9 protein-coding genes are annotated in these 10,765 nt (G+C 74.3%); 5 read left to right on the top strand and 4 right to left on the bottom strand.

All coding sequences use genetic code 11. The features are described from left to right. Window positions 1-132 precede the first annotated feature (132 nt). Complete coding sequence (locus tag ACFWI8_RS29820) at window positions 133-1,974, bottom strand: phosphoenolpyruvate carboxykinase (GTP) (protein ID WP_387097934.1); 1,842 nt, start codon at window positions 1,972-1,974, stop codon at window positions 133-135. 174 nt (window positions 1,975-2,148) lie between these two features. On the opposite strand from ACFWI8_RS29820, the gene ACFWI8_RS29815 reads away from it, so the two are divergent. From ACFWI8_RS29815 to ACFWI8_RS29805, 3 genes are all read left to right on the top strand, one after another. After that, window positions 2,149-2,793: a hemolysin III family protein gene (locus tag ACFWI8_RS29815; protein ID WP_387097931.1), complete on the top strand. Its 645-nt coding sequence runs from the start codon at window positions 2,149-2,151 to the stop codon at window positions 2,791-2,793. Window positions 2,794-3,076: 283 nt separating this feature from the next. Continuing rightward, on the top strand, window positions 3,077-4,402 hold the full coding sequence (locus tag ACFWI8_RS29810) for an MFS transporter (RefSeq protein ID WP_387097928.1): 1,326 nt from the start codon (window positions 3,077-3,079) through the stop codon (window positions 4,400-4,402). After that, on the top strand, window positions 4,399-5,016 hold the full coding sequence (locus ACFWI8_RS29805; RefSeq protein WP_387097925.1) for a TetR family transcriptional regulator: 618 nt from the start codon (window positions 4,399-4,401) through the stop codon (window positions 5,014-5,016). The genes ACFWI8_RS29810 and ACFWI8_RS29805 overlap by 4 nt, the downstream gene beginning before the upstream one ends. Before the next feature lie 9 nt (window positions 5,017-5,025). Here the strand turns inward: ACFWI8_RS29805 and ACFWI8_RS29800 are convergent, their stop codons facing one another. Continuing rightward, complete coding sequence (locus ACFWI8_RS29800; protein ID WP_387097922.1) at window positions 5,026-5,859, bottom strand: ABC transporter permease; 834 nt, start codon at window positions 5,857-5,859, stop codon at window positions 5,026-5,028. Then, window positions 5,856-6,764: an ABC transporter ATP-binding protein gene (locus tag ACFWI8_RS29795; RefSeq protein ID WP_387097919.1), complete on the bottom strand. Its 909-nt coding sequence runs from the start codon at window positions 6,762-6,764 to the stop codon at window positions 5,856-5,858. The genes ACFWI8_RS29800 and ACFWI8_RS29795 overlap by 4 nt, the downstream gene beginning before the upstream one ends. 132 nt (window positions 6,765-6,896) lie before the next feature. On the opposite strand from ACFWI8_RS29795, the gene ACFWI8_RS29790 reads away from it, so the two are divergent. Then, the gene (locus ACFWI8_RS29790) at window positions 6,897-8,093 is read left to right on the top strand and encodes a sensor histidine kinase (RefSeq protein ID WP_387097916.1); all 1,197 of its coding nucleotides are present in this window, start codon (window positions 6,897-6,899) and stop codon (window positions 8,091-8,093) included. Next, window positions 8,090-8,749 carry a response regulator gene (locus tag ACFWI8_RS29785; RefSeq protein ID WP_387097913.1) on the top strand — a complete coding sequence of 220 codons (660 nt, stop codon included), beginning with the start codon at window positions 8,090-8,092 and terminating at the stop codon, window positions 8,747-8,749. Before ACFWI8_RS29790 ends, ACFWI8_RS29785 begins: the two co-directional genes overlap by 4 nt. Here ACFWI8_RS29785 and ACFWI8_RS29780 read toward each other — a convergent pair. Further along, the gene (locus tag ACFWI8_RS29780; RefSeq protein ID WP_387097910.1) at window positions 8,746-10,734 is read right to left on the bottom strand and encodes a thioredoxin domain-containing protein; all 1,989 of its coding nucleotides are present in this window, start codon (window positions 10,732-10,734) and stop codon (window positions 8,746-8,748) included. The two genes, ACFWI8_RS29785 and ACFWI8_RS29780, sit on opposite strands and share 4 nt — an antisense overlap. Window positions 10,735-10,765: the final 31 nt, after the last annotated feature.

Here is a 10,765-nt window from a genome sequence, read left to right as displayed (position 1 = left end):
GCGTCTCTTGTTCTTTTTTCTGTGCCCGGGGCGGCGGGGGGGGGGGGGGGCCCCCGCGCGGCCGGGGGGGGGGGGGGGGGGGGGGGGGCCCCCCAAAACCCGCGCGGAGCGCGGGGCGCCCCCGCCCGGCGGCTAGCGCTGGTCCAGCCGCGCGGCCAGCGCCTCGTACTCGGCCCACAGGCCGTCCGGCGTGTGGTCACCGAAGGTACGCAGGTGGTCCGGGATCAGTGCCGCCTCCTGGCGCCAGATCTCGGGGTCGACCTCCAGCAGGAAGTCGAGGTCGGCCGGGGCCAGGTCGAGGTCGGTCACGTCGAGCGCCCCGGCCGCCGGCAGCACGCCGATGGGGGTCGTGACGCCCTCGCCGCGCCCGTCGAGGCGGTCGATGATCCACTTCAGCACCCGGATGTTCTCGCCGAAGCCGGGCCAGACGAACTCGCCGGCCGCGTTCTTCTTGAACCAGTTGACGTAGTAGATCTTCGGCAGCTTCTCCGGGTCGGGCGCGTTCTCGCCGACCTTCAGCCAGTGGGCGAAGTAGTCGCCCATGTTGTAGCCGCAGAACGGCAGCATGGCGAACGGGTCGCGCCGCAGTTCGCCGACCGTGCCCTCGGCGGCGGCGGTCTTCTCGGAGGCGACGTTGGCGCCGAGGAAGACGCCGTGGCGCCAGGAGAAGGACTCGGTGACCAGCGGCACGGCCGTGGCCCGGCGGCCGCCGAAGAGGATGGCGGAGATCGGTACCCCGGCCGGGTCCTTCCACTCGGGGGCGATGGTCGGGCACTGGGCCGCCGGCACGGTGAACCGCGCGTTGGGGTGGGCGGCCGGCACCCCGGAGTCCGGGGTCCAGTCGTTGCCGCGCCAGTCGGTGAGGTGCGCGGGTGGCTCGTCCGTCATGCCCTCCCACCACACGTCGCCGTCGTCGGTGAGGGCGACGTTGGTGAAGACGGAGTTGCCCCACAGGGTGCGCATGGCGTTGGCGTTGGTGCGTTCGCCGGTGCCGGGCGCGACGCCGAAGAAGCCGGCCTCGGGGTTGATGGCGCGGAGCCGGCCGTCCTCGCCGAACCGCATCCAGGCGATGTCGTCGCCGATGGTCTCGACCGTCCAGCCGGGCAGCGTGGGCTGCAGCATGGCGAGGTTCGTCTTGCCACAGGCCGAGGGGAACGCGGCGGCTACGTACTTGGGCTCGGCGCCGGCCTCGGGCGGGGTGAGCTTGAGGATCAGCATGTGCTCGGCCAGCCAGCCCTCGTCGCGGGCCATCACCGACGCGATGCGGAGCGCGTAGCACTTCTTGCCGAGCAGCGCGTTGCCGCCGTAGCCCGAGCCGTAGGACCAGATCTCGCGGGTCTCCGGGAAGTGCGAGATGTACTTGGTCGAGTTGCAGGGCCACGGCACGTCCTGCTGGCCCTCGGCGAGCGGCGCGCCCAGTGAGTGCACGGCGCGCACGAAGGCGCCGTCCTCGCCGAGTTCGTCGAGCACCGCGCTGCCCATCCGCGTCATGGTGCGCATGGCGACCGCGACGTAGGCCGAGTCGGTGATCTCGACGCCGAGCGCGGAGAGCGGTGAGCCGAGCGGGCCCATGCAGAACGGCACCACGTACATGGTGCGGCCGCGCATGGCGCCGCGGAACAGGCCGTTCGCGCCGGTGAAGATCTCCCGCATCTCGCCGGGCGCCATCCAGTGGTTGGTGGGGCCGGCGTCCTGCTCACGCTCGGAGCAGATGAAGGTGCGGTCCTCGACCCGGGCGACGTCGGTCGGGTCGGAGGCGGCGTAGTAGGAGCCGGGCCGTTTCTCGGCGTCGAGCGGGGTGAAGGTGCCGTTGGCGACCAGGGTGGCGCACAGGCGGTCGTACTCCTCCTGGCTGCCGTCACACCAGACGACCTCGTCCGGTTCGGTCAGTGCTGCTATCTCCTCGACCCAGGCGACGAGCTTCTGGTGCCGGGTCGGGGCGTTGGCGGCGACGGGAGCTGAGGTCAGCGTCACGTTCGCTCCTGAGGTTGAGGGTTTTCGTGGAGCGGGCCGGGCGCCGGGGACCGGCACACGACCGATGCGCTCATTCGATAAGAACAGGCGCTCATCTGATGGTGCCGGTTCTTCTCTTCTGTGTCCAGAGGAGCTCATGTGAGCGAGCTGGACGGCCCCTATACCATCAATCGCATGACCCCGCCCGTCAAACCCCACCTACGCGGCTGGCTCCACGCCGGGATGTTCCCGGCGGTCCTGATAGCCGGCATCCTGCTGACCGCGTTCGCGGGCAGCCCCCGGGCCCGTGTCGCCTGTGCGATCTACGCCATAACGGCCTGCGCCCTCTTCGGCATCAGCGCGCTCTACCACCGGGGGACCTGGGGCCCGCGGGCGGAGGCGGTGTTGCGCCGACTGGACCACGCCAACATCTTCCTGATCATCGCCGGCACCTACACCCCCTTCACGATCCTGCTCCTGGAGGGGGCGCGAGGGCAGGCGCTGCTGTGGATCGTCTGGCTGGGCGCGCTGGCCGGAATCGCCTTCCGGGTGTTCTGGACCAACGCGCCACGCTGGCTCTACACCCCCTGCTACATCGCGCTCGGCTGGGCCGCGGTCTTCTTCCTGCCGGACTTCCTACGCGCCGGCGGGATCGCGGTGCTGGCCCTGGTGGTGATCGGCGGGGTGCTCTACAGCGCGGGCGGCGTGGTCTACGGGCTGAAGCGGCCGAACCCGTCACCGCGCTGGTTCGGCTTCCACGAGGTCTTCCACTCGTTCACGCTGGTCGCCTTCGTCGTCCACTACGTGGGGATCTCGCTGGTGGCCTACCAGCACGGCTGACGCCCCCCGAGACCAATAACTTGACAGCAACCACCTTCTGAGAGTCACTATCATTTGATAGCGACTATCGGAGGTCTGTCCATGGTTCGCCGTTGGTGGGCGCTGACCGCGCTCGGTCTCGCCATGTTCGTGCTCGGCTTCGACATCACGATCCTCAACGTGGCGCTGCCCACCCTCGCCGCCGACCTCGGCGCGAGCACGGGCGAGCAGCTGGGGGCACCTCCCAGGCCGCCAGGCCTGGGGGCGGATCATCGACGCGTTCCTCGTCGTCTTCGCCTCCTGCATGCTCCCCGCCGGGCTGCTCGGCGACCGGTTCGGCCGCCGCCGGATGCTGGTCGCCGGCCTGGCGATCATGCTCGTCGGCTCACTGGCCGGCACCCTCGCCGGCGACCCCGCCACCCTGATCGCCGCCCGCGCCGTGATGGGCCTGGGCGCCGCGCTGGTCACCCCCCTCGCCATGGCGGTGCTGCCCACCCTCTTCGACCCCGACGAGCGGGCCAGGGCCATCGCCGCCCTCACCGCGGCGCTGGCCGCCGGCATGCCGCTCGGGCCGTTGCTCGGCGGGCTGCTGCTCGACCACTTCTGGTGGGGCTCGATCTTCCTGCTCAACGTGCCGCTGATCGGCGTCGCCATCGCCGCCTGCGTGCTGCTGCTCCCGGAGAGCCACGACCCCGCGGCGCCGCGCCTTGACCCGCTCGGCACCCTGATCGGCGTCGGCGGCCTCGGCCTGCTGGTCTTCGGTGTCATCGAGGCCCCGGCGCGCGGCTGGACCGAGCCCGTGGTGCTCGGCCCGCTGGTCGGCTCGCTGCCGCTGCTCGCCTGGCTGGTCCTCCGCGACCTGCGCCGGCCGGTGCCGGTGCTCGGTCTCGGCCTGCTGGCCGACCGCGGCTTCCGCTCGGCCGCCCTCGTCGGCACGGTGGCCAGCCTGGCGATGGCCGGGCTGCTGTTCGTCGTACCGCAGTACCTGGGTGCCGTGCGCGGCCATGACGCCTTCGCCACCGGGCTGCGGCTGATGCCGATGATGGGTGGGCTGCTGTTCGCCGCGCGCGCCTGCCAGCCCGTGACCAGGCTCCTCGGGCCGCGCGCCACCGTGGCGGGCGGCCTGGCACTGCTCGCCTTCGCCGGCCTGCTGGGCGCCACCACCGACACCGACTCCGGCTACGGGCTCGCCGCCGCCTGGTTGAGCGTCACCGGGCTCGGCGTCGGGTTCGCCCTGATCCCGTCCATGGACGCGGCCCTCGGCGCGCTGCCGGCCGACCGCGCGGGCAGCGGCTCGGGGCTGCTGATGACCGTGCGGCAGGTGGGCAGCGCCGTCGGGGTCGCGCTGCTCGGCAGCCTGCTCGCCCAGGGGTACCGCGACCGGCTCGACACCACCGGGCTGCCGGCCGAGGCCGCCGACACCGCCCGGGAGTCCGTCGTCGCCGCCCGGCTGGTCGCGGAGCGGGGCGGCGACCCCGGCCTGGCCGCGGCGGCCGACACGGCGTTCCTGCACGGCATGGGCCTGGCCCTGTTCGCGACGGCGCTGGTCGCCGGGGTGGGCGCGGTGTTCGGCGGGCTGCTGCTGCCCGGCCGGGGCGTGGCGCCGCCGGGAGACCGTGACGGACAATGACTCCCATGTCCACAGCGTCGAAGCCCGCGCCCGGCCTCCGGGAGCGCAAGAAGATCCGCACCCGGCAGGCCATCCGGCGGGCCGCGTACCGGCTGTTCGAGGAGCGCGGCTTCGACGCCACCCGGGTCGACGAGATCGCCGAGGCCGCCGAGGTCTCGCCGAGCACGGTCTTCCGCTACTTCCCGACCAAGGAGGACATCGTCCTCTCCGACGAGGAGGACCCGGTGATCGAGGCGGCGCTGCGCGCCAGGCCCGCCGACGAGCCGCCGCTGACCGCGCTGCGCGCCGCCCTGCACGACGTGATGACGGAGCTGTGGCGCCAGCCGGAGGCGGTCACCGAGTTGCGGCAGCGGATGCGTCTCGTCGCGTCGGTGCCGGCGATCCGCGCCCGGATGCACGAGTCCGTCGGGAAGTCGGGCGACGTCCTGCACGGGGCGATCGCCGAGCGGACCGGCCGCGCCCCGGGGGACCTGGAGATCCGGGTCTTCACCGGCGCGATGCTCGGCGCCCTGACCGAGGCGCTGCTGCACTGGACCGAGGAGGGGTTGGAGGACGACCTGCTGGACGTCCTCGACCGCTCCTTCAGGGTGCTGGAGAACGGCCTCGCCGACTGACCCCGTCTCTCACTGGTCGCGGCGCAGCACCGCCACCACCGTCACCGCCGCGGCCACCGCCGCCCACACCACGTAGACCGTCCAGGCGCCGCCCACCGTCATCGGGTAGGGCACCGTGACCCAGTCGACCGTCCTGGTCAGCTCCTGCCAGGCGGGGAACGGCATCGCGTGCGCGACGGTCGCCGACCAGTGACGCCGCTCGCTGAAGAACGTCGGCAGCAGCGGCAGCGTGACGACCGCGCAGATCACCGCCGTGGCGCTGTGCCGGACGACGGCCCCGAGGGCGGCGCCCACCAGACCGCTCACCGGGGCGAGCAGAGCCGAGGCCACCACCAGCCGCGCCGCCCCCGGGTGGTCGATCGACACCCCGGCGTCCCGGGCCGACAGGATCGCCTGGGACGACCAGAACGAGACCGCCGCGACGAGCGCGCCGAACCCGGTCAGCACCACGGCCAGCACGCACACCTTGGCCGCCGTCACCGAGCCACGGGCCGGGACGGCGGCGAAGGTGGTCCGGATCGAGCCACTGCCGTACTCGCCGGTGACGGCGAGCGCCCCCACGGCGCTGGTGGCCAGCATCAGGATCAGGGCGCCGTTGGCGGTGAACGCGTCGAGCAGCGGCATCCCGTCGGCGACGAAGTTCGCCCGCGTCCGCGCGTCGTACTGGTGCCAGTAGCGGTAGTGGTCCCAGGCCGAGCCGGCGTTGAAGCCGACCACGGCCAGGGCGGCGAGCAGCAGGAACCACGGGGTGGAGCGCAGCGACCAGAACTTGAGCCACTCGGCGGCGAGCGGGTCACGGAACCGGGCGCGCGGTTCGGCCACGGGCAGGGAGAGCGAGGTCATCGGGTGGCTCCGGAGGCGTACTCGACGCGGTCGGCGGTCAGTTCCATGAACGCCTCCTCCAGCGAGGCGGCGCGGGTGGTCAGTTGGTGCAGCGGGACGCCGTGGCGCAGCGCCAGCTCGCCGATCCGGGCCGCGTCGAGGCCGGTCACCGTGAGGTCCCCGCCCGCCTCGCGGACGACCGCGCCCTCGGCGGTCAACGCGGCCGCCAGCACGGCCGGTTCCGGGGTGGCCACGGCCACGCCGGCGCTGCCGCCACGTGCCGCGAACTCGGCCAGGCTCTCGGCCGCGATCAGTGCGCCGCGCCCGACCACCACCAACTCGTCGGCGGTGTGCTCCATCTCGGACATCAGGTGGCTGGAGACGAACACGGTGCGGCCCTCGGCGGCGAGCCGGCGGAAGAGGCCGCGCACCCACTTCACGCCCTCCGGGTCAAGGCCGTTGAGCGGCTCGTCGAAGAGCAGCACCGGCGGATCGCCGAGCAGGGCACCGGCGATGCCGAGGCGTTGCCGCATGCCGAGCGAGAAGCCGCCGATCCGCCGGCCGGCCGCCTCCGCGAGGCCGACCTCCGCCAGCACCTCGGCGACCCGGGCGCGCGGGATGCGGTTGCTCACGGCCAGCGCCGTGAGGTGGGCGCGCGCGGTGCGGCCGCCGTGCACGTCGCCGGCGTCCAGCAGCGCGCCGACGTGCCGCAGCCCGCGCGGCCGGTCCCGGAACGGGCGGCCGTGCACCGTGACGGTGCCCGAGGTGGGGGCGTTCAGGCCCAGGATCAGCCGGAGCGTGGTGGACTTGCCGGCGCCGTTGGGGCCGAGGAAGCCGGTGACCCGGCCCGGGCGGACGGTGAAGGTCAGCCGGTCGACGGCCGTGGTGCCGCCGTACCGCTTGGTGAGTTCGCGTACTTCGATCACGCCGCCCACGCTGCCGGGCGCGCGGCGTCCGGGCATCGGCCCCGTGCCGACAGTCGGCGCCCCGGCCGTCACCCACGGGTGTACACCCCCGGTCCGATGCCCGGTACGGGCCGGCCGCCTAGCATCGGGGCCATGCCCGTCGACCAGTCCCCGTTTCCGCGGCTCAGGCACCTGCCGCCGACCGCCTGGGTCGTGCTGGCCTGGTACGTGGGCGCGGTGCTCACCTTCCTGATGCGGATGCGGCTGCCCGGTGAGAGCGAGCCCAGTGTCTATCCGGGCGTGCTGCTGTACCGGTGGGACGGCCTGCTCTTCCTCGCGGTCGCGGCCTTCGTGACGGTGCTCGGCGCCCGCCGGCTCGACCGTCGCCCCCTGCCGGCGCTCGCGCTGCTGCTGACCGGCTCCGTCATCGCGACGGTCCCCCTGAGCGTGGGCGGGATCCCGATGGCCCAGTTCCTCGCCGTGGACGTCGCCCTCTACTTCGTCGCCGCCGCCGGGCCGCGGCGCACCGGTGCCATGGCGCTCGGCCTGTCGCTCGCCACCCTCGCCGGCTTCCTCGCCGCCCGGCTGCTCTCCGGCTGGGTGGTCGGTCTCTCGGCGGCGCTCGCCGTCGCGCTGACCGCCGTGATCGCCTGGCTGCTGGGCAACGCCGCCCGGGAGGCGCGTGAGCACGCCGAGGCGGCGCGCGCCCAGGCCGCCGCGCAGGCCGTGACGGCGGAGCGGCTGCGGATCGCCCGCGAGCTGCACGACATGGTGGCGCACAGCATCGGCGTGATCGCCCTGCAGGCCGGCGCGGCCGGCCGGGTCATCGACAGCCAACCGGCGATGGCCAGGACCGCGTTGGGCGAGATCGAGGCCACCGGCCGGGAGACCCTGGCCGGCCTGCGCCGCATGCTGGGCGCGCTCCGCCAGTCGGCCCCCGGGCGGGCACCGCTCGACCCGGGCCCCGGCCTCGCCGACGTGCCGCGCCTCGCCGAGGCGACGACGGCGGCCGGGGTGCGGGTGGACGTGTGCCGGCTCGGCGAGTCGGGGCCGCTGCCGCCGGAGATCGACGTCTCGGCGTACCGGATCGTCCAGGAGGCGGTCACCAACGTGGTGCGGCACTCCGGCGCCGACCGCTGCCGGGTGACGATCGACCAGCGGGGCGAGGAGCTCAGCATCGAGGTGCTGGACGGGGGGAACGGCGTGGGCACGGCGACCGGCACGGGCTGGGGCCTGGTCGGGATGCGGGAGCGGGTCGCCCTGCTGCACGGCGAGTTCACGGCCGGGCCGCTGGCCGGCGGCGGCTTCCTGGTCAGCGCCCGGCTGCCGCTGCCGGTGGGCGTCCGATGACGGCGGTCCGGGTGCTGCTCGTCGACGACCAGCCGCTGGTCAGGACGGCGCTGCGGATGGTGATCGGCGAGGCGGCCGACCTGGAGGTGGTCGGCGAGGCGGACGGCGGCGCCGAGGCCGTCCGCCTCGCGGAGCGCCTCGCGCCCGACGTGGTGGTGATGGACATCAGGATGCCGGGGATGGACGGCGTCGAGGCCACCCGCCGGATCACGACCGGCCCGAGCCCGGCGCACGTCATCGTGCTCACCACCTTCGACGACGACGACTACGTCTACGGGGCGCTGCGCGCGGGCGCGGCCGGCTTCCTCGTCAAGGACATGGCGCTCGACGACATCCTCGACGCGATCCGGGTGGTCGCGACGGGCGACGGGCTGCTCGCGCCGGGCGTGACCCGGCGGCTGATCAGGGAGTTCGCCGCCCGCCCCGCCGCACCGCCGCCGGCCAGGGCACCGACCGGCGTCACCGAGCGGGAGCGCGAGGTCCTGACCCTGGTGGGCGCCGGGCTGACCAACGCCGAGATCGCCGAACGGCTCTCCATCAGCGCCGCCACCGCCAAGACCTATGTCACCCGGCTCCTCGCCAAGCTCGACGCCCGTGACCGGGTCCACCTGGTGATCATCGCCTACGAGACCGGCCTGGTCGGCCGCACGGACTAGCTCGCGCCGGGCCCGCCCAGCTGCGCCGCCAGGGTCGTCGGGTCGCTGGTGGGGAGGTCGCAGGTGAAGCCGCGGCAGACGTAGGCGGTGGGCTGCCCGTCCCGCAGGGGGCGGTCGGCGAGCAGCGGCACGCCGTCGGGCGCCTCCGGCGCGCCGAGCGCCACCACCGCGCCGGGCGCGTTCGCCGTGAGCGCCGTCCGGTGGAGTGCGGCGGTGGCCGCGTCCCCCACCGGGCCGACGACGGCGACCTGCCGCGGGCCGTCGAGCGCGGCCTCCGCCACCGCCAGGCCCCAGCCGATGAACCGGGGCGCGCGCGGGGCGAGCGCCGTGACGATGCCGAGCGCCAGGTCGGCGGCCCTGCGGTGCCGGTCGCTTCCGGTGTAGGCGGCGTAGGAGAGCAGCGCGCCGGCCGCCGCCGTCCAGCCGGCCGGGGCGGCGCCGTCGGTCGGGTCCTGGGGGCGCCTGATCAGGGTCTCCGCGTCGTCGGCCGTGTCGTAGAGCGCGCCGTCGGGACGTGCGAAGCGGGTCAGCACCGTTTCGAGCAGCGCGCCGGCACGGTCGAGCCAGCGGCTCTGCCCGGTCACCCCGTAGAGGGTGAGGAAGCCCTCGGCGACGTCCCCGTAGTCCTCCAGGACGCCGACGCTCGGCCCGGCCCGGCCGTCGAGCGAGGTGCGGGCCAGCCGGCCCTCGCCGTCCAGGTGCACCCGGGCCAGCAGTTCGGCGGCGTCCGTCGCCGCGGTCACCAGGTCGGGACGTTCGAAGCAGCCGCCGGCCTCGGCGAGCGCCGCGATGGCCAGCCCGTTCCAGGCGGCGATCACCAGCTCGACCCGCTCGGGCCTGGCCCGCGGGGTCCGCGCCGCGAGCAGCCTGGCCCGCTGCTCGGCCGGCGGCTCGCCGGCCGGCAGCAGCAGCGTGCCGGCCTCGCTCAGCTCGTAGCCGGACGGCTCGCCACCCAGCGCCTCGGCCAGCTGCTCCGGCGTCCAGACGTAGTAGGCGCCCTCCTCGTGGCCCCCGCCCGGCACCTCGCTGTCCGCGTCGAGCGCGGAGGCGAAGCCGCCCTCCGGGGTGCGCAGCTCGCGCACCAGGAAGTCGGCGGTCTCCAGGGCGATCCGGCGGGCGAACGGCGAACGGGTGCTCCGCCACAGGTGCGTGTACAGCCGCGCCAGGAGCGCGTTGTCGTACAGCATCTTCTCGAAGTGCGGCAGCACCCACGCCGCGTCGACCGCGTAACGGGCGAAGCCGCCGCCGAGCTGGTCGTAGATCCCGCCCCTGGCCATCGCCTCGCAGGTGCGCTCCACGATCCGCAGCGCCTCCGGGGCCCCGGTCCGCGCGTGGTGCCTGAGCAGGAACTCCAGGGCCATCGGCGGCGGGAACTTGGGCGCGCCGCCGAAGCCGCCGCGCTCCTCGTCGAACTCCCGGTCCAGGCCGCTGACCGCCACCGCCAGGTCCTCGGCGGTGGGCGGCGCGGGCGCCTCGTACGGCAGTTCGCGGCCGGCCAGGTCGCTCGCGATCCGCGCCGCCACCTGCGCCACCTCGCCCCTGCGGTCCCGCCAGGCCGAGTCCACGCCTTCCAGCAGCTGCCGGAAGGACGGCAGGCCGCCGCGCGGCTCGGGCGGGAAGTAGGTGCCGAAGTAGAACGGCTCACCCTCGGCGGTCATGAACACGGTCATGGGCCAGCCGCCCTGTCCGGTGGCGGCCTGCACGGCGTCCATGTAGACGGAGTCGACGTCCGGACGCTCCTCCCGGTCCACCTTCACCGGGACGAAGCGCTCGTTCAGGAACTCGGCGACGGTCGCGTCCTCGAAGCTCTCCCGCGCCATGACGTGACACCAGTGGCAACTCGCGTACCCGACGCTGAGCAGCACCGGGAGGTCCCGCCGCCGCGCCTCGTCGAAGGCCTCCTGACACCAGGGCCACCACGCGACGGGGTTCTCGGCGTGCTGCAGGAGGTAGGGCGAGGTCTCGGCGGCGAGTCGGTTTGCCATGGGTCCATCCTGCACCGGGCGCCGGGGGCGC

Source organism: Streptomyces sp. NPDC127098 (assembly GCF_042722465.1).
GTDB classification, from domain to species: domain Bacteria; phylum Actinomycetota; class Actinomycetes; order Streptomycetales; family Streptomycetaceae; genus Streptomyces; species Streptomyces millisiae.
The sequence above is the reverse complement of the archived record's forward strand: the minus strand, read 5'-3'. Positions and strand labels throughout refer to the sequence as shown.